17 protein-coding genes are annotated in these 18012 nt (G+C 64.5%); 10 read left to right on the top strand and 7 right to left on the bottom strand.

Features of this window, described 5'->3' with window-relative positions:
- Positions 1 to 37: 37 nt before the first annotated feature.
- Complete coding sequence (locus tag A5785_RS15030; protein ID WP_064867231.1) at positions 38 to 367, bottom strand: SRPBCC family protein; 330 nt, start codon at positions 365 to 367, stop codon at positions 38 to 40.
- A 195-nt stretch (positions 368 to 562) separates the two neighbouring features.
- Positions 563 to 2509, bottom strand: a complete 1947-nt coding sequence (locus A5785_RS15025; protein ID WP_156528066.1) for a TerD family protein — start codon at positions 2507 to 2509, stop codon at positions 563 to 565.
- Positions 2510 to 2617: 108 nt separating this feature from the next.
- Here A5785_RS15025 and A5785_RS15020 point away from each other — a divergent pair, with 108 nt between their 5' ends.
- Both A5785_RS15020 and A5785_RS22990 read left to right on the top strand, forming a co-directional pair.
- Entirely contained in the window at positions 2618 to 3121 is a 504-nt protein-coding gene (locus tag A5785_RS15020; protein ID WP_005207713.1) for a GNAT family N-acetyltransferase, read from the top strand.
- Positions 3118 to 3762 (top strand): putative immunity protein, encoded by a 645-nt coding sequence (locus A5785_RS22990; protein ID WP_005207714.1) that lies wholly within the window; start codon positions 3118 to 3120, stop codon positions 3760 to 3762. Before A5785_RS15020 ends, A5785_RS22990 begins: the two co-directional genes overlap by 4 nt.
- On the opposite strand, the gene A5785_RS15015 is transcribed toward A5785_RS22990, so the two are convergent.
- Complete coding sequence (locus A5785_RS15015) at positions 3663 to 4568, bottom strand: cation diffusion facilitator family transporter (protein WP_005207715.1); 906 nt, start codon at positions 4566 to 4568, stop codon at positions 3663 to 3665. The two genes, A5785_RS22990 and A5785_RS15015, sit on opposite strands and share 100 nt — an antisense overlap.
- 152 nt (positions 4569 to 4720) lie before the next feature.
- Between A5785_RS15015 and A5785_RS15010 the strand changes: the two genes are divergently transcribed.
- A complete protein-coding gene (locus A5785_RS15010) occupies positions 4721 to 5185 on the top strand; it encodes a VOC family protein (RefSeq protein WP_005207716.1) in 465 nt (154 codons plus the stop codon).
- A gap of 5 nt (positions 5186 to 5190) precedes the next feature.
- Positions 5191 to 5532 (top strand): DUF1801 domain-containing protein, encoded by a 342-nt coding sequence (locus A5785_RS15005; RefSeq protein ID WP_039856512.1) that lies wholly within the window; start codon positions 5191 to 5193, stop codon positions 5530 to 5532.
- A gap of 17 nt (positions 5533 to 5549) precedes the next feature.
- Here A5785_RS15005 and A5785_RS15000 read toward each other — a convergent pair whose 3' ends face one another.
- Positions 5550 to 6560: an AraC family transcriptional regulator gene (locus tag A5785_RS15000; RefSeq protein WP_064867227.1), complete on the bottom strand. Its 1011-nt coding sequence runs from the start codon at positions 6558 to 6560 to the stop codon at positions 5550 to 5552.
- A 103-nt stretch (positions 6561 to 6663) separates the two neighbouring features.
- On the bottom strand, positions 6664 to 7503 hold the full coding sequence (murI, locus tag A5785_RS14995) for a glutamate racemase (RefSeq protein ID WP_005207719.1): 840 nt from the start codon (positions 7501 to 7503) through the stop codon (positions 6664 to 6666).
- Between the two features lie 295 nt (positions 7504 to 7798).
- On the opposite strand from murI, the gene A5785_RS14990 reads away from it, so the two are divergent.
- The 4 genes from A5785_RS14990 to A5785_RS14975 are packed head-to-tail and all read left to right on the top strand — an operon-like array spanning position 7799 to position 10873.
- On the top strand, positions 7799 to 8818 hold the full coding sequence (locus tag A5785_RS14990) for a glycoside hydrolase family 43 protein (protein WP_064867225.1): 1020 nt from the start codon (positions 7799 to 7801) through the stop codon (positions 8816 to 8818).
- Complete coding sequence (locus tag A5785_RS14985; protein WP_231895476.1) at positions 8805 to 9317, top strand: GNAT family N-acetyltransferase; 513 nt, start codon at positions 8805 to 8807, stop codon at positions 9315 to 9317. Before A5785_RS14990 ends, A5785_RS14985 begins: the two co-directional genes overlap by 14 nt.
- A 50-nt stretch (positions 9318 to 9367) precedes the next feature.
- Positions 9368 to 10126, top strand: a complete 759-nt coding sequence (locus A5785_RS14980; RefSeq protein ID WP_064867222.1) for a fructosamine kinase family protein — start codon at positions 9368 to 9370, stop codon at positions 10124 to 10126.
- A gap of 15 nt (positions 10127 to 10141) precedes the next feature.
- On the top strand, positions 10142 to 10873 hold the full coding sequence (locus A5785_RS14975; protein ID WP_005207722.1) for a DUF72 domain-containing protein: 732 nt from the start codon (positions 10142 to 10144) through the stop codon (positions 10871 to 10873).
- A gap of 24 nt (positions 10874 to 10897) precedes the next feature.
- Here the strand turns inward: A5785_RS14975 and A5785_RS14970 are convergent, their stop codons facing one another.
- Together A5785_RS14970 and A5785_RS14965 are read right to left on the bottom strand one after the other, a co-directional pair.
- The gene (locus tag A5785_RS14970) at positions 10898 to 12346 is read right to left on the bottom strand and encodes a S1C family serine protease (RefSeq protein WP_005207723.1); all 1449 of its coding nucleotides are present in this window, start codon (positions 12344 to 12346) and stop codon (positions 10898 to 10900) included.
- A 210-nt stretch (positions 12347 to 12556) separates the two neighbouring features.
- The gene (locus tag A5785_RS14965; protein ID WP_331710868.1) at positions 12557 to 14605 is read right to left on the bottom strand and encodes an ArnT family glycosyltransferase; all 2049 of its coding nucleotides are present in this window, start codon (positions 14603 to 14605) and stop codon (positions 12557 to 12559) included.
- A 252-nt stretch (positions 14606 to 14857) separates the two neighbouring features.
- On the opposite strand from A5785_RS14965, the gene A5785_RS14960 reads away from it, so the two are divergent.
- Both A5785_RS14960 and A5785_RS14955 read left to right on the top strand, forming a co-directional pair.
- On the top strand, positions 14858 to 16444 hold the full coding sequence (locus A5785_RS14960; RefSeq protein ID WP_331710867.1) for an LCP family protein: 1587 nt from the start codon (positions 14858 to 14860) through the stop codon (positions 16442 to 16444).
- Between the two features lie 124 nt (positions 16445 to 16568).
- Complete coding sequence (locus tag A5785_RS14955) at positions 16569 to 17984, top strand: purine-cytosine permease family protein (protein ID WP_064867218.1); 1416 nt, start codon at positions 16569 to 16571, stop codon at positions 17982 to 17984.
- Positions 17985 to 18012: the final 28 nt, after the last annotated feature.

The following is an 18012-nucleotide window of genomic DNA, read 5'->3' as shown; positions in this document are numbered from 1 at the left end:
GCCCGCCTACTCTGGCGGTGCCACACGGGTGGGGAATTCAGATGAGCATCACTGGGGAATTTCGATGAGCGCCGTCAACTGCTTCGAGGGTGTCGCGCGTAGTGACGGGCACGCGTGCCTCGGTGAGTTTGAACTCCATCCCATTTGGAGGGTCGAGATGGGTGAAGGTGCCGGTCCATTCGTCGGTGATGCCAAAGGTGCGATTCACGCCGTGCCAGAGGTCACCGAGCTCGTAGGGTGGCTGCTTTGCTGAGGTTGCCGAGACGACCCCGGGAATGATCGTGTACAGATTCTCGGGCCGGCTGATGTAGTCCCAGACGATGGTCACGGGATGTGAGATGACAACCGAACTTGTGACGTCAGGCATATGGAGAGCGTAGGGCGATTCGGGCGGATTGGGCAGGATTCGGGGCGACAGTGCGACGGCATCGACCGCGACGTGGTGGAGTTTCGATTCAACGTGCGACGGCTCTGGGTAGCATGACGGAGTGTGGCTGCCTACTGCAAGCGAGGCAGTGTCACATGTTCTAACCTCGCCCAACGCAGTGCTCGCTATCGCGCATCAGACGAGTTCGGACCACTCCGTCACCAGTTCGATGTGTTTGCCGTTCGTACCGATGTCCCGCCAATTGGCGTAGTCGCCGAACGGTAGATGCTCCTGGGCCTGATCGGTGACCGTGGTGTACCAATCGCCTTGTGCGCTGCCTGTAGCGCAGACGTTGATCGCGGCCAGATACTTGCGTCCGATCGTGAAGCGGACAACCGCCAGGTACTCGTGCACGCGTGAGTCGCGCTTCCAGCGGACCGGGCTCCACGCGGTTGCGATCGCGAATGTCCTGGCGCGCGCTGCTAGATCAGGCCAAGACATCACCTCGTCAATCGATCCCCAATTACCGGTTGAGGTTGTCTCCCACTGATTCCCACGTCGGACTGCAACGTAGTGATAGCGGCCATTGCCCTTCTCGAACTTGACGACTGATCCGTCCGGTGGCTCGACCGGTGGTGTTGCGAAGGTGGCGGTTATCGGCGGTAGCGGAACGAGTAAGGAATGCATCGGTGTCAGGTCGTAACGGGTGGAGTCGGGAAGTTCGGGACAGAGTGGAGGGATGGTCACCGGTGGTCCGTCGAGGACGGCTGACGTTGCCTCGTTCGCCTTGATCCCATCGACACGTACCTCAGCAGCGACTGCCGAGCCTTTGATATCGCCCCAGGCCGCGGTAGTCAGACCGCGCGCCGCAAGGTGCTGGATCATCGGGAGAAACCGCTGGCTCATCTGCGGCGTCAGCTGTCCTACTCGTTGATCGTCTATGCGAACTTCAACATGCGGCTTTGCCCTGCTGGCCGTGGGTTGGCACTCGACGAGGGTGACAAACAAGAGGCCATGCCCACTCGTCGGCACATGGTGACGCAGCACATCGAAGTGCTCGGCTTCCTTCGTGACCTGGACTATCGCTGACCTCGGAAGGAGCGTATAAGGCCCTGCCGGTGGGCTATTGAGCGGAATAGCAAGGTGCGGTTCGCCTAGTGCGATGTACACGGAAGGACGGAACTCAGGTCCATCCCAGCCGTCGTACTCGCTAGCCCAGATCTTGGCGGAGGTCGTCGGAACGAATCCTGAAGCGACGATACGTCTGATCGGGGCAGCCCACTGGGGCGCTGCCGCCGGATCGAGATACCCGATAGTTCTTTCCTGTGCTCGAATCGAGATAGACCAATTTCCCTGCGGTCCAGTAGGTTCGGGAATCAGTTGTACTTCGGTTGTGAGTTCTTGGCGACCAGATCCGAAGGCTGATGGGAAAAGGCTACGGATTGCCGGTAGGTACAGGTCTTCGACCGTGATCTCGTGATCGCACCACGTGCGGGCCTCGGTCCATAGTCGGTAGGGCGAGCCGAGGGGGATTTCTTGGGATAGCGTGCCGGCGCCAGAAGGATGATGAGCGCTACCGGCCGCACTGTTGTCCGGCGCCGATTCGTTCGTATCGTCAATAGCGACGCCAAAATCTGTCGCCAGTCCGGCCAGGCCGGAATTCCATCCTTGTCCGATCGCTCGGACCTTCCAGTGGTCACCGCGGCGATAGATCTCACCGAACACCAACGCTGTCTCAGTTGAAGCATCGTCCGTTGCGTACCGAGCCAACGAATGGCCCGACGTGTCGACGATGTCGATTGTCACTTCGCTGAGGGCCCCAAAATGGCCGCTCGATAGGCTTCCCGCGAGAGCGATGGACTGCACGTCGGCGCGTACGCGCTGGAGGTCTATCGTGATCCGTGCCCGACTGCCTTGCGCAACAGCCTCGGTGCCGTGGAATTGCACCGAGTTGTCGGGTGACTGCGGCTGATTGTAAAAGATGAAATCGGCGTCTGACCCGACTTTGCCATCGGCTTCGAGTAATAGCGCCGACACATCGACCTCGAACTGCGTCGTACCCCAGCTGACTACGACATCGATGCGCTTTGCCTCGTCGGGCAGCAGTGCATTCTGTCCTTTGGACAGCATCGGAGCAGTCACCACTCCACCTTCCACGGATCATCGCAACGACATTCGTCGCATCGTAGGCCATGCCGCAGCGTCCAGGATTAACGTGTAGCACTTGCGTCGTCGCGCCGCGTACGTTCATTGCATGCCCATAGCTGTGCACGACAGGCGTTTTCGCGCGGGCATCGGGGCCGCTTCGTGATTGTGCGGACCGCGGTCCCGGACGACTATCCGCGTCTCGTCGAAGTCTGGCGTAGTGCGGTCGATGCAACGCATCACTTTCTACGTCCAGCAGACCGGGACGATATCGAGCAGCACCTGGCGGCCGACTTCTTTCCGCACGTGCGGCTGGTCGTCGCAGAAGTCGACGGTCGGATCGTCGGCTTCGCGGGCACTGCGGGGGACAACCTCGAGATGCTGTTCGTCGCCGCTGCTCACCGGGGAACCGGTGTCGGCAGCGTGCTTCTCGCGCACGCCGTCGACGACTACGGAATCAGTCGTGTGGATGTCAACGAGGACAACGTCGACGCCGTCGCGTTTTACCGTCGCCGTGGTTTCGTGGAGGTCGAGCGAAGCGCGCTCGACGACCAGGGCAGGCCATACCCGATACTTCGGATGGTCCGAGTCGCCTCAGGAGACCTGTGACATCGATTCAAACGCTCACCGAAACCGATCGACGGCTGGTGGCGCGGTGGGCGGTCGCATGTGCCGAGCGGGTTCTCCCACTTCTCGAGGCCGACGACCCTGCGCGCACCGACATCGACGACGCCCTTGCGCGAACGCGCGCCTACAGCGCAGGACACGGGACCAGCGGAGAGGAGATCAGCAAGCGGATGATCGCCGTCAAGGCGGCGGGAGCAGCGAGCACGCCGGCCGGAGCCGCCGCGGCGAGGTCCGTTGCGCAGGCGTCGGCGGTGGCACACATGGGTGCCCACGCACTCGGGGCCGCCGCGTACGCGGTGAAGGCGGTCGGACTTGCGAATCCCGGCGATCCGCACGCAGTGGATGCCGAGATCCGTTGGCAGATTACGGAGTTGACGGAGGAGGAGCGGTCGGTGTTACGTCGACTTCCATCGCTCGGCTCCGATTCGTCAGGTCCTCTCGGGCCTGGGCTGCTGTGCCGCGGCGTCCTCGGTACGACGATCCGCGCCATCCAGGCGCAGACGGGATGCGCAGACCCTCCGGGTCAGTCCTCCATGAGTGAGCGGTCGGTGGACAGTTCCACCGTCGCCCACACCTCATGTTCGGTGGAGGCGAGTCTGTCGACGATGAAGCGGCGAACCTGATCTTCCTCTTCGACTCGCCAGACGCCGGGCGCCACAAGGTAATCGACCTCCACGTAGAGCCGCCGCCCGAGTCGTGTGGCGCGAATGACAGGGTCAGCGAGGTCGAAGTGCTCTGTGGCCTCGTCGGCGGCCCGCTCGATGATCGCGCTCAGTTCGTCGGGAGGAGCGGCCTCCATCAGTTCGCGAATGGCCTGTCGTGCGAGCTTGACCGCCATCGGGGCGATGGCTGCCGAAGCGATCAGGACCAGCGTCGGATCGACGTAGGCGGCCGCCGATGCGGCGCCGTGATGTCGGAGTGCGAGGGCGATACCACCGCCGATCGCGACCATGACGCTCATCAGGGTGCCGGCGCGCCAGCCGACGAGCTCAGCTCGGACCAACTGCGACGACCGTGCCGGGCGAGTCAGCAGCACGACGACGAGCAGCGACAGAACGGCCGAGACGACACCGTAGAGGGCCACCGATCCGGGATCGGCGTCGGAGCCGCCCGCGATGATCACCGACACGGCGTCGGCGACGCCATAGGTGAGAGTCGCGATGAGCGCCGTGCCCTGCAGCGCGACCGCGAGCGCCGTCGCACCGTGTCTGCCGAACGGGAACTCGACGCTCGGCGGTGAGGCCGCGGCGTGCGCGGCCACCATCGACGTCCCGACGAGCGCGATTCCCGCGAGCATGTAGATGCCGTCGAACAACACCACACTCGAGCCGCTGATCACGCCCCAGATCACCGCTCCGCCGCCGAGCACCGCGGTGGCCACGAGGCTCGTCTTCAGCGCTGTGCTCTCGCTCGCAACTCCGTCGGACACCTTCGCAGTGTCGCATGGGCCACCCCGCGAGTACGCGCAGCACAGACCGGCTGCGTCGAAGATGTCGCCGCATTCGTGGATCGGCGTCGTCGCGATCCGTCCCCCGACCGAAGCCGGGACCGAGGCCCGTCACGCTCGGTAGCGTCCGGGACATGGCAATAGCACTGGAAAACGTTGGCATCGCCGTCGACGACCTCGACGCCGCTACCGCCTTCTTCACAGACCTCGGCCTCACCGTCCTCGGTCGCGACGAGGTCAGTGGCGAATGGGCCGACACCGCAGTCGGGCTCGACGGCAACCACGCGAAGATCGCGATGCTGGCGACACCGGATGGCGCCGGCCGCCTCGAACTCTTCGAATACATTCATCCGGAAGCGATCGCGACCTCGCCGACGCTCCCCAACGAGATCGGCATGCACCGCGTCGCGTTCTCCGTGGATGACATCGACGACGCGCTCGCCATCGCTGCGCGCCACGGCTGCCACCCGCTGCGGGGAGTTGCCAACTACCAGGACGTGTACAGGCTCAGCTACGTCCGCGGACCGAGCGGCATCATCGTGATGTTCGCTCAAGACCTGCGCAAGCGCACGACCAACTCGCCAGACCGGCTACCGTGACCGACATGGCAGACGATTGGCGTGAATCCAGAGTCGATGAGATGCGGTCACTGATCATGCGGGCCGACCCCGACATCGTCGAAGAGATCAAGTGGCGCAAGCCGTCGAATCCCGATGGTGTGCCGACGTTTTCGGCAGACGGATTGATCTGCACACTCGAGACCTACAAGGACAAGATCAAGCTCACGTTCGCCAAGGGGGCGTCGCTGCCCGATCCCGCGCACGTGTTCAACGCAAGCCTCACCGCCGGAACCAGACGCGCGGTCGACATCAGGGAGAACGACGATCTCGACGCCGATTCCTTCGTCGCGCTTGTGCAGGCTGCGATTGCACTCAATAGGGCGTGAGTCCCTCGCTTGCCCGATCAGCTGGGGTGCACGGGTTGAGCGCAGTGATGGCGTCGGTACTCATCGGGAGTGAGGCCGTACTTGGCTCGGAATCGGTTTCGGAAAGCGGCCGTCGAGGAGAACCCGGCGGCGTGGGCGATGTCGTCGAGCCGAGCGTGTCCCGGTTGTTCGAGCTTGGTTCGGGCCCAGTCGAGTCGACGCGCGGCGATCCGGCTCGCCAGTGAGGGTTGATCTGGGTCAGCGAGTTGTCGGTAGAGATGACGTTTGCTGATGTGCAGGTTCGTGGCGATGGTGTCGGCGGTGAACGCGGGGTTCCGAAAGTTGCGGTCGATCATGCCGTCGATCGCTTCTCGCAGGACAACCGGTTGCTCGCGCAAGGTCTGATATCGGCTGGTGTGCTGGTTGAGCAGCATCCGCACAACGTCGATGATGTTCTGCTCGGCATCGGCGTCGCCGTCGATGCCGCCGATGACGGCATCGAGGGCGAAACGTGTCACGAGTCCGGTACATGCTCGGGTCAGCACCGTGTCGGCGGGGTTGGGTGCGACGGTCGCTCCGGCAGCGATGTCGTCGCCGAGCATGTCGGTCGGTATCCAGATCCCGGCCACCTCGGAAGTGCTGTGAGTGGTGAGATCGTAGGGCAGGCGGCTGTCGGTGATCGACAACTCTCCGGCTCGCGCCAAGAACTCGTGGCCGTTGGCCGAACCGGTGGTAAGGCCTGTCGAAATGCTGGCCAGTATCAGAAAGTTCGACGGGCACTCACGTATATGCGCCGCGGTTCTCAGCGTCCGGACCGGAGTTTGCAGATAGCAGAATGTGAAGATCGAGCCGAGGGGCCGCCAGTACGCGAGCTGCTCGAAGTCCTCCGGAACCTCCGCATCGAATTCGACGATGGGCAGGTAGAGGTCGATACCCTGGCGACCGCGGGAGCGCACCTGGATCGACCGGTGAGGCCCGAGCGCGCCCACCGGTCCGATTCGCTTGCGCCACTGGTTGACGAGTTCAGGATCGAGTCCGGACCGGAGCATGGGTGAGTCCCTTTCGTCGACTTTCCCGTCCGTGTCCAGAATGGCAGAGCACGGGGCGGTGTGTTCGGCGATGGGAAGCATTGCCCCGGTACAACGGAACACGTCACGGCGCGGCGCAAGATGCATAGTCGACGTGTTCGAGAAGTGTGTACTCGCGAGTGATGCCGAGTTCGTTGAGCACGGTGTCGAAGACGGGCCGGGTGCCGCTGGTGTTGATCTCGAGGGTGCCGACGGTGTCATGGTCACCGTGCAGGAGGAGTCCGCTCTTGACGAGCCGCAACCGAACATCGCGGGCTTGGTCCTTGGCCGGGTTGATGAAGGCGACGTGGGGTGCTTTCGCTTCGAACAACGGTTGCAGGATGGGGTAGTGCGTGCAGCCGAGCACGATGTCGCGGACCGAGTGGGCGTTGAGCAGATCGTTGAGGTGGCTGGTGACCTCGGCATCGATGGCGGGGCTGGTGAGATCCCCTTGCTCGATCAGCGCGGCCAGCTTGACGCTGGGCTCGCCGAACACAGTGATATCGGGGTTGAGTTCGTCGATGAGGGTGGGGTAGCAGCGTGAGGCGATGGTGAACGCGGTCGCGATGACGCCCACCGACTGATAGCGCAAATGCACGACATCCTCGGCCGCCGCTCGCACGATGGACAGGACGGGGATGCCGAACTGATCCTGATATCCGCTGAATTCCGGCAGGTCGAACGTCGTGGAGATGGTGTTGCATGCCACCGCCACCATCTTCACGCCTCGATTGGCGAGGTAGCGCAGCATGTGGGAGGTGAGTTCGACGATCTCGGCGCCGGTGCGGTTTCCGTACGGAGCATTTCCATTGTCCCCGCAATAGATCACATTCTCGCCTGGCAACAGCTTGGACAGCGCGGCCACGGTGGTCAGGCCTCCGACGCCCGAATCGATGACGCCGAGAGGGGAGTGCTTGGTGATCACGTGGTGCTCCTGCATTGGTCGACGCGTGCGCTTGGTGAGAGGTAGCCCTGAAGTTCCAACAGTCAAGACAGAGCGCGTCTTTGGGGCCTATGGGTCGCTGCAACAGATAGCAGGAACCCGTCGTATCCCGGTGCGCCGAGCGCGATTCTGGCGCACTTTTGCAGCCCCATGTCGCAGTTCCGTTGTGTCATTCCGGGAGCCGCTCGCAGAGTCCACCGCGCACTCTGACCGCGTCGAATCCGCCCGCCGGATTCGTACCTCTCCGCGCGGACACAGAATTACTGTCGATAACGATTTGCCCCAGTGGGTACACATCGTGGTCCGAGTCGCCGATACTGCAGCGGTGACCCAAGCCAAACGACGCACCTTCTCCTCGGTGGCGGTGGCGATTCTTGCCGTCGCCGGCCTGATGTTCTCGGACCAGGGGAGTAGCGCCGCTGCGGGATGGCGCTACACGGTGGTGGCCTTCAGCAACACCAGCGACACGTACATGGATGTGTACCAATCCGCCGACGGCAGCGCCTTCGAGCCCGTGGCCAAGCCTGCGTACCGGCCGCCGAGCGGCCGCGTGCGCGATCCCAGCATCTTCCGCCACACCGACGGCTTCTACTACGTCACCTATACAACGGTCGACGGCGCGAACATCGGGTTCGCGCGCAGCCGCGACCGGGTGCACTGGAGTTTCGTGCGCAATGTACCGGTGCCGCTCTGCTGCGCGTTTCTGCCCGGCACCGGTGACGGCAAGGGGCTCGGATCGTCGAGTGGGCCGGGCTCGTCCGGTTCTGCCGGCTCGTCCGACGGCCCGTCGCTCTCCCCGTTCACCACCAAGGCATGGGCGCCCGACTGGTTTGTCGAGGGCGGGCGTGTCAACGTCATCTTCTCGATGTCGACGGGCGGAGGCTTCGTGCCGTACATCATGACAGCGCTCGACTCGTCCCTGCGTGCGTGGGGCCCGCCGATTCCGCTGGCCGGACTCGGCGCAGACCACATCGACACCACCGTCGTGAAGGTCGGTTCGACGTATCACGCGTTCACCAAAAACGAGACGAAGAAGGTTGTGCAGCACGCGGTGTCGTCGTCGTTGTACGGTCCGTACCGGTTCATCGCGCCGGGCAACTGGGGTGCGTTCGTCGAGGGGCCCGCGGTGATTCAATTGCCAGGCGGCGCGTGGCGGATCTACCTCGATGCCTACAAGGCGGGCAAGTACCTCTACTCCGACAGCACCGACGGCCTCAACACCTGGACTCCGGTGAAAGAGCTTCCGGCACTGTCGGGTTCGGTTCGGCATCTGGGTATCATGCGTGAACCCTCGTGACGGCGAGAGTGACGAAGGCGCGATGTCGATGAATGATGCCGACGTCGTCGAGTTGACGACCGGCGACGCAGGCGAACTCCTGACATTGCAGCGAGCGGCGTACGTGACCGAGGCGCAACTACACGACGACGTCTCGCTGCCTGCACTGACGCAGACGCTACTCGACCTGCTCACCGAGCTGTCGGGTTCGGCTGTGCGTGCGTGGGGAATTCGGGTCAACGGCAGGCTGGTCGCGTCGATGCGAATTCGCGTGGACCGTGATGTGGCCGAGGTGATGCGACTCGTTGTCGCTCCCGATATGCAGGGACGCGGGATGGGGACACGTCTGCTCGCGGCCGTCGACTCGGTGATCCCTGAAAATGTCACGCGCGTCGAACTGTTCACCGGGGAGCGGAGCGTCGCCAACATACGGCTGTATCAGCGCATGGGTTACCGGGAGATCCGCAGACGCGACACCGGTCCATATGACCTGGTGTATCTCGCCAGATACCGCGACTGAGTTCTGTCGCGCCGTGGGCGGTCACCTCGCGGCGCGGGTATCAAGGAGTCATGCCCTCAACGTTCACCAAGCACACCTCCGGACGCCCGGCTCGCTGGGAGGTGGCTGGGTTGCGGTGGCTCGCAGAAGCTATGGACTCTGGCGGCGCGTTGGTCGTCGGCGTGGTGTCCACCGACGACGCCACACTGACGGAGACCCGCGTCAATTCGACGTCACCGGACGCCGATGCCGCAACGGATTTCGGCCGCCGACTCGCCATCACGCACACGCTCGACGAGTCTGCTCGCTGGGGCGAGGGGCCACCGGGCTGGGACGGCGCGGGATATCAGGGCCCCAACGAACACCTCCTCGACCTCTCGCTGGTCGGCCACGACTCCTGGGGTGCGATGTATGCAGACGAGAGGCTCATGCCACTCCTGCCCGAGAGCGGCCTGCGCGCCAACGACGCACGCGTCGTAGAACAACTCTGTGAGCGGCTGCGCGAAGGGAACTTCGACACCGACGACGCTCCGGCGCGACTGCACGGCGATCTGTGGGCGGGAAATGTGATGTGGTCACCGGAGGGGTGTGTGCTCATCGATCCGTCGGCGCACGTGGGGCATCGGGAGACCGACCTCGCGGCCCTCGCGCTGTTCGGTACTCCGCACCTCGACGACATCCTCGACGGCTACCAACACCAGTACCCACTGGCCGACGGCTGGCGTGAACGCGTGCCGCTCCACTACCTGTCGATGGTGCTCATGCATGCCGTCGTGTTCGGCGGGGGATACCGGGGCCAGGTGGTCGACATCGCACGCCGCTACGTCTGACAGAGTCGACGCACCATGACCTTTCACGTCGGTACCTCCGGTTGGCAGTACAAGGACTGGCGCGGCCACTTCTATCCGACCGGACTGCCGCAACGCCGCTGGCTGGAGTACTACGCGCAGAAGTTCTCGACGGTCGAGGTCAACAACACCTTCTACCGGCTCCCCGAACGGTCGACGTTTGAGGGGTGGAATGAAGTGCTGCCCCAGGGGTTTCTGGTATCAGTCAAGATGAGTCGGTATCTCACCCACGTGCGACGACTGAGGGAGCCTGCAGAACCGGTGGCGCGCTTCCTGGGTCGTGCGGACGCGCTCGGTGCGCATCTCGGGCCTGTTCTGGTGCAACTTCCCCCGAACCTGACGGTAGATCCGGAAGCGCTCGACGCCGTTCTCGCTGAGTTCGGGAAGACGGTGCGGGTCGTCGTCGAACCGCGCAACGACTCGTGGTGGGTCGACGACGTCCGTGCGGTACTGGAAAACCACAACGCCGCACTGTGCTGGGCCGACCGGGGCAGCAGGTCGCTCACTCCGTTGTGGGCGACGGCCGACTTCGGTTACCTCCGAATGCATTCCGGCCTCGCCTCGCCTTCGCCGTCGTACGGCACCCGCGCCATTGACGGGTGGCTCGAGCGGCTACACGCGGCGTTCACGTCGTCCGAAGACGTCTTCGTGTACTTCAACAACGACACCGGCGGCGCCGCCGTCGACAACGCGATGACGATGGCGCGGCGGGCCGGGGCCGTGGCGTGATGCCTGCCTCTGCTGCCATGGGTGTCAGGGCAGTCCGAAGCCGAACGGAAAACGCTGTCCCGAGCCGCCCCCAGAGCCGTCGCCTGGGCCGCTGCCGTCAGAGCCGCCGCCCTGCTGCTGGGGGATCGTCGTCTGTGCCTTGTCGACGGTGCTGCCCAGTGTCACCTGGACGGTCTTGGCCTGTCCGCCGGAACTGACGGTCACGGGCACGGTTTCGCCAGGGGAGTGCGTGAGGATCTGCGCCATGAGGTCGGCGTAGTTGCTGATGGTCGCGTTGCCGATCTTGGTGATCACATCGCCGTTCTTGATGCCGGCGTCCGCTGCCGGACCGCCCGACTGCACGGATGTGACCTTGGCTCCGTTGACCGCATCCGTGCTCGACGCGAGCGAACCTGACACGCCCAGAACGGGTTTGGTGGCGTGACCGTCTTGCATCAGTTCATTCGCGATGCGCTTTGCCGTGTTGATCGGAATGGCGAAGCCGAGGCCGAATGCCTGCGGGCCGCCACTGCTGCTCTGTCCGGTGTCGACGGCCGAGTTCACGGCGATGACCTGTCCCTGCAGATTCACCAGTGGCCCACCGGAATTGCCCGGATTGATCGGAGTGTCGGTTTGTAGCCCGTTGTAGACGGTGACAGAGTTGCCCTGCTCGTCACCCGCGGTCACGGTCCGAGACAGTGCGCTCACGATTCCGGATGTCACAGTGTTGGAAAGGTTTTCGGGACTACCGACGGCCACCACCTGCTGGCCGACCTGAAGCGACCCGGAATCGCCGATACTCGCGGGGGTCAGCCCCGACGCGCCGTCGAGCTTGATGACCGCGATGTCGTACGAGGGAGAAGTGCCCTTCACGCTTGCGGGATAGGTCTTTCCGTCCGGGGTGGTCACCTGGATCTTGGCGCCGCTGCCGACGCCCGACACCACGTGATTGTTGGTGAGGACGTAGCCGTCCGGCGAGAGGATGATGCCGCTACCGACGGCCGTGCCCTGGCTGGTTGCGACCTTGATGTCGGCCGTCGACTTCGACGCCACCTGAGCGGCGTAGGTGACCGAACCGGGTTGCGCGTCAGCGGCATTGGTCGCGGCGGCCGGTGCCGATGCGATTACGGGCGCGCTCGACGACGAGCCGTGATCGAGAAGGGCATACCCTCCGACGCCGACGAGTCCACCGACCAATCCGGCCAGCACCGCCGTCGCGACGACCGGTTTCGCGATGCCACGGGATCGCTGGGCAGGGGCAGGGGGCGTCGGAGCGCCCGGGTATGCGCCAGCGAACTGCCCGGGAGTGGGATTAGGCTCACTGGGATAGGCCGCGGTGGGATATGGCTCTGTGTAAGGGTTTTCGTACGGTGCGCCCTGCCACGGTGTCCCCGGGTCGGGTGCTGGGCCTGGGTTGGGTTCGTTGTGTCCCTGATCCGGGTGAGAACCTTCGATCGGTGAGGTGTCGGACTCGTCGGGCGTATTGCTGTTCACGAGACCACACTGCCGTCCGCTACTGAGAACACTGCCACTGCCGAATTCTGAATTTGCTGACAAAACACCGGTGTTCTCCTCAGCTTCGTGCCAGGTGATGGGTACGACGACGTGTCGTCGAATGTGTTTCCGGCCCCGAGGTGCCGGAGTTCTGTTGTGTAGCGGTGGTTTCCGTCGACGCCGATGTCGTGACTGTGCTCGGCGGCGCGCTCAGGTCATAGACCGTGTAGCTGCCGACGGTGCGGGCAGCGTAATGGCTTGTGACCCACTGCCCGATGGGTGCGGTGACCGAACTGCCTCGTCCGTTCGCGCGTTGTCCGCCACCGAACTCGTTGCTGCAGCTGCCGCGTTGTGTGTCTCTGTTCCCGACTCGCGCGGGGTGGTGACCACGTAGTAGCCGATCTCCTTGTCGGCCACGTACTTCTGGAACTGCGCGAGCGTCGGCGTCGGATCGTTGGAGAATCCGCCGATACCCATGACCGGGACGCGGGCGTCGAGTTCGAGAGACGCTGCGCTCGACGTCCTGTTGGTGGCCGCCGCCCAGCGTGCGGAGCTCGATTGCAACAGACGGTCGATTCGCGGCGAATCCGCGGCGGTGCCCATACCCCCGCCGCCTGTGCTGCTGTGTCCGGACGTGTCGTGGCCAGACGTGTTGTGGCCAGACGTGTTGTGGCCGGGCAGTACCGACGGCCCGCCGCCGGTGTGTGCCACGGTGTCGCCGTTGATCGCGAACGCGGCAGGCGCCGAGAGGACGGCCAGCACACCGCATCCGGCGGCGACGAGGGCGACGGGTCGACGCGCGCGTGTCGGCACAGCAGCAAGTACCGCTGCCGCGACCGCGACAAGCAGCACCGTCCACCGCAGCCAGGGGAGCCACGACGATTCGCGGTCGAGCAGCACGAACGCCCAGACGCCGCCCGCGGCGATCATCGCTGCCAATCCCACGCCTGCGGTGATCGCGCGCCACACGGTTGTCGACTCGCGGGCGCGCCACGCTTCGACGACTCCGATCCCGATCAGTCCCGCGATGGGAGGTGCGATCGCAAGTGAGTAGTAGGGGTGGACCGTTCCGCTCATGTAGGACAACACAATTCCATCGAGCAGTAACCAGAGTCCGAACAGCAATGCGCCTGCGCGCACGAGGTCGGTGCGTGGTGCGCGACCGCGAAGAGCGAGCACCACCACCAGCGCGATGAGCGCCGATGGCAGCAGGAACGAGGTCTCCGCTCCGAACTCTCCGGCGAAGAGTCGACCCAAACCGGGGGTGCTCCCGAACATGCCACCGCCGAAACCGCGTGCCAGAGAGGGATTCTGGCGTATGAATTCATCCATAGCGGTCTCGGAGGGACCGCCCGCGTGACTGCGTCCCTGGATTCGGTCGAGTCCGTTGTAGCCGAGGACCAGATTCATGAAGTTGTTGTCCGTCGAGCCGGCGAGGTACGGACGCGACGATGCGGGCCATAGAAGCGTGAGCACCACATACCATCCCGATGCCACGACGAGTGCGAGCGCTGCGACGGCAAGATGCCAGACGCGCCGACCGAGCGTCGTCGGCGCGGCCAACAGATAGACGACGCCCAGCGCGGGCAACACCATCAATCCTTCGAGCATCTTCGCGAGGAACGCGAAACCCAGTGCAACACCGGCCAATACGAGCCAGCGCACCGACGCCCGAGACGTCGCCCGCACCGTGCAGTAGGCGGCCGCGGTCATCAGCAGGACCATCGCGGCGTCGGGGTTGTTGAACCGAAACATCATGGCCGCCACCGGAGTCAGCGCGAGAGCAGCGCCCGCGATGAGTCCCGCGGTCCTGCCGGAGATACGGGTCACCGTGGCGTAGAGCAGAGCGACCGACGCGACTCCCATGATCGCCTCGGGGATCAGCATGCTCGCAGACGAATACCCGAATATCTGGCCGGAGACTCCCATGATCCACTGAGACACCGGGGGTTTGTCGACGGTGATGAAGTTCGACGGATCGACTGATCCGAAAAGGACCGCCTCCCAGTTGCGGGAACCCGCCCACGCCGCGCCGGCGTAGAACGGGTTGGCGCTTCCGTTGATGGTGATGTTCCAAAGGTAGAGCACCGCGGTGCCGACGAGGAGTGCTGCGAAGGCCACTCGATCACGGGTCGTCGCGCGGGGAAGACGATTGTCGACGGTGCCGGTGTCGGGATCGTCTGTTGCCTGCGGTGCGCCGACGTCGGCGGCTGGGTAGGCAGTTGCGGGAGAGACTGCCGAGAGGGAATCCAGGTTCACGAACACGATGGTGCGGCCGATGTGCTGAGTGCGGCTGAGGCTGCGCTGCCAGGTAGCTGTGAGCGGCAAAAGGCGTTCTCACCAGCGGTGTTTCATGTCCGATCCGTCCGGAACGTCGAGTACTCAGGGCTCTCACAGACGATGTCACTACCGTGATCCAGTCGAGGTGGGGGAGTCCGCCGAAGACCGTCGTGTCGGCTTGTGATGCCGATCACGGGTGTGGCAGTCAACTGTCGAGAGAGGGCGAAAGCGGTGGAGCAGGAGGACACGTCGCGCTATCGCGCGCGCCGCGCACCCTCCGGTGACCGAGGTTTTCGCGGGTCCGACGGTCGACGCCTGACCGCGGGCGAAGTCGCTGCGCGGCGGTCACGAACCCCTGCCGAGCCTCCTGCGCCGCAGCAAGCTCCACTCCGACCGGAACCGCGGTCGCGGTGGGAGCCGGTCGACGATCTCACCCAGCCCATTCCGCAGGTCACCTCTGCTCGTGGCGCGCGCAGGTCCGTCGCAGGCGATGAAGCTCGCGCCTCGTCCCGTACCCGCTCGACGCGCGCCCGCTCGTCCCGCACCGACTCGACGCGTCGACGCCCAGCGGCCGAGCCGCAGGGCCGGTCGTCGGTGGTGCGAATCGGGCGGATCGCGGTCGCGATGTGTTCGGTCGCGATCCTCGGGATCGTCGGGCTCGCGTGGGGCACCGTCACACACGTCGCCGGAGGGTTCGGTAGATCGGCAGCACTGGCCGGCGGACCGGCGTCGAGCGGTGGGGCCGAGAACATCCTGTTGATGGGTCTCGACACCCGCAAGGATCGCGACGGAAACAATCTGTCACCCGACATCCTCAAGCAGCTCCATGCCGGAGATGGTGACGAGGGTGGCTACAACACCAACACCCTGATCCTCGTGCACATCCCCGCGGACAGAAAGAACATCGTCGCCTTCTCGATTCCGCGCGACGACCTCGTCGACGTCGACGGTCTCGATGTGAGCCAGGCCAAGATCAAAGAGGCGTACGGCCGCAAGAAGGCGATGGTCGAGGACGAACTGACAGCACAGGGCATCACCGATCAGGCCACTCTCGAGTCACGTGGACGTGAGGCCGGTCGTGCCGAGACCATCGAGACGGTGCGTCAGCTCACCGGCGTGCCGATCGATCGGTTCGCGGAGGTGAGCCTCGTCGGCTTCTACGACATCGCCAAGGCGCTCGGCGGCATCGACGTCTGCCTGAATCACTCTGTCCGTGACTCGTATTCGGGCGCTCGGTTCCCCTCCGGTCGCCAGCACCTCAACGCGTCGCAGTCGTTGGCCTTCGTCCGGCAACGCCACGGACTCGACAACGGCGACCTCGACCGCACCCACCGGCAGCAGGCCTTCCTGCTCTCGGTGATGCATCAGGTACAGAGCACCGGAATGCTGACCGACCCTGGAAAACTGAACAGACTCAGCAGCGCACTGAACAACGACGTGGTTCTCTCCGACGGCTGGGACCTCACGTCATGGGGACAGCAGATGCTCGCACCGAGCGACCAGCGCGTCAGTTTCCGCACGCTTCCGGTCGAGCGGTACGACACCGTCGACGGCCAGGACGTCAACATCATCGACACCGCGAAAGTGCGCGCCCAGATCCAGACGGCCTTCGGGATGCAGGCACCGTCGACTTCCTCAAGGGCCTCGGCGGAGTCAGCGTCTTCCGGGTCGTCGTCTTCTGGATCGACCGACGCGGCGTCGGGTGCGACGTCGACGAGTGATCCGGCCGACGCCGAGACGACGGCATCGCTCGACGGTCCCGCGCCCGACTCCGGCGGCGCCGTGAGCAATGGTTCGGCCATTCCCTGCGTTGACTGAGTGAGCAGCGGCGTCGCGCAGTCGCGTCGATCACGCTCGACCGTCGAAATGTCGTATCCGCGAGTGAGTGCAACGGACAATCCGTCGGTTGCTGCTCCCGACCCGACGCAGCACAGTAGCGGCCATGAGTACTGACGCACCCACCGACGACGATGCCGCCGTCACGCAGTTGAACTACGGCAGCAAGGTCCTCGCCGTCGAGCCAGGTGGCAACGAGCCGATTCCGGTGGAGGCCCGCCACGGGTCACCGCGCGGTCTCTTCTGGACGTGGACGGCCCCCAACCTCGAGTTCGCCACGATTTTCGTCGGTGTGCTGGCAGTGGCCGTGTTCGGTCTGTCGTTCTGGCAGGCCGTCGTCGCGGTGGTGCTCGGCAATGGACTCGCCGCAGTCGCGCACTACCTGTTGTCGGCTGACGGCCCCCTGCACGGGGTGCCGCAGATGGTGCTCGGTCGACTCGCCTTCGGATATCGCGGCAACATTCTGCCCGCGACCTTCATGGCGGTCATGTGTGGTGTCGGCTGGTTCGCAACCAACAGCGCCAGCGGGGCGTTCGCGTTGTCGTCGTTGTTCGGGTTCACGCCGCTCGTGGGGCTGATCATCATCGTCATCGTGCAGACCGCGTTCGCGTTCTTCGGGCACAACCTCGTGCAGCGCTTCGAGCGGATCGCCGCGCCGATTCTGGCCGTGATCTTCTTGATCGCCGCAGTGATCATCTTCAGCAAGTCGCACCTCGACGCGCCTCCGTCGTCGGGTGGCGGGTTCTCGATGGCGGGCTTCTGGCTCACCGTCGGTGCCGCATTCGGGTACACCGCAGGCTGGACACCCTACGCCGCCGACTACACCCGCTACCTCCCGCCGACCGTGTCGCGGGTGCACACGGGCCTCTACGCGTCGCTCGGTTTGTTCGTCTCGTGCACCGTGCTGATGCTCGTGGGTGCGGCGTCGGTGACGATCGGTCCGGCGACGTCGGACAACCCGACCGCCGCGTTCACCGCGAACCTGCCGACGCTCGTCGCGGATCTCACGCTGCTCGCCATCGCGGTCGGCGCCGTCGCTGCCAACGCGATCAACGTCTACTCCGGCTCCATGGCGTTCGTGACCATGGGATTCAAGCTGCCGATGAACACGCAGCGCGCGCTTGTCACAGTGCTGTTCGGCATCGTCGGATTCCTGGTGGCCTGGTGGGCACTTGCCGACGCCGCGGCGTCGTACGAGGCGTTCCTGCTCCTGGTCGCGTACTGGATCGGTCCGTGGCTCGGTGTGGTCTTCGCCGATCGGTTGCTGCGCAAGAAGCGTCCGTCGCTGGATCTGCTGTACGACACGCGGTACGTGAACTGGGGTGGCCTCGCCGCATTCGTCATCGCATTGGTCGGATCGGTTCTGCTGTTCTGCAATCAGGAGAAATTCGTCGGGTACGTGGTCCGCGCGGTTCCCGAGTTGGGTGACATCGGTGCGTTCGTCGGTTTCGCAATCGCATTCGTGGGGTATGTGATTCTGGCCAGAAAGAGCGTCGAGGAGTCGCAGCGCACATACGGCTGACGACACCTGCCACGGCTGTCACACGCAC

Source organism: Gordonia sp. 852002-50395_SCH5434458 (genome assembly GCF_001665905.1).
Lineage (GTDB): Bacteria > Actinomycetota > Actinomycetes > Mycobacteriales > Mycobacteriaceae > Gordonia > Gordonia jacobaea.
This window is presented reverse-complemented; position numbering and strand designations above follow the sequence as displayed.

Coding starts and splice junctions, on each gene's coding strand:
- A5785_RS15005 (WP_039856512.1), top strand. CDS start 5,191: ATGGCAGACGATTGGCGTGAATCCAGAGTCGATGAGATGCGGTCACTG.
- A5785_RS15030 (WP_064867231.1), bottom strand. CDS start 367: ATGCCTGACGTCACAAGTTCGGTTGTCATCTCACATCCCGTGACCATC.
- A5785_RS15010 (WP_005207716.1), top strand. CDS start 4,721: ATGGCAATAGCACTGGAAAACGTTGGCATCGCCGTCGACGACCTCGAC.
- A5785_RS15000 (WP_064867227.1), bottom strand. CDS start 6,560: ATGCTCCGGTCCGGACTCGATCCTGAACTCGTCAACCAGTGGCGCAAG.
- A5785_RS14980 (WP_064867222.1), top strand. CDS start 9,368: ATGCCCTCAACGTTCACCAAGCACACCTCCGGACGCCCGGCTCGCTGG.
- A5785_RS14955 (WP_064867218.1), top strand. CDS start 16,569: ATGAGTACTGACGCACCCACCGACGACGATGCCGCCGTCACGCAGTTG.
- A5785_RS14975 (WP_005207722.1), top strand. CDS start 10,142: ATGACCTTTCACGTCGGTACCTCCGGTTGGCAGTACAAGGACTGGCGC.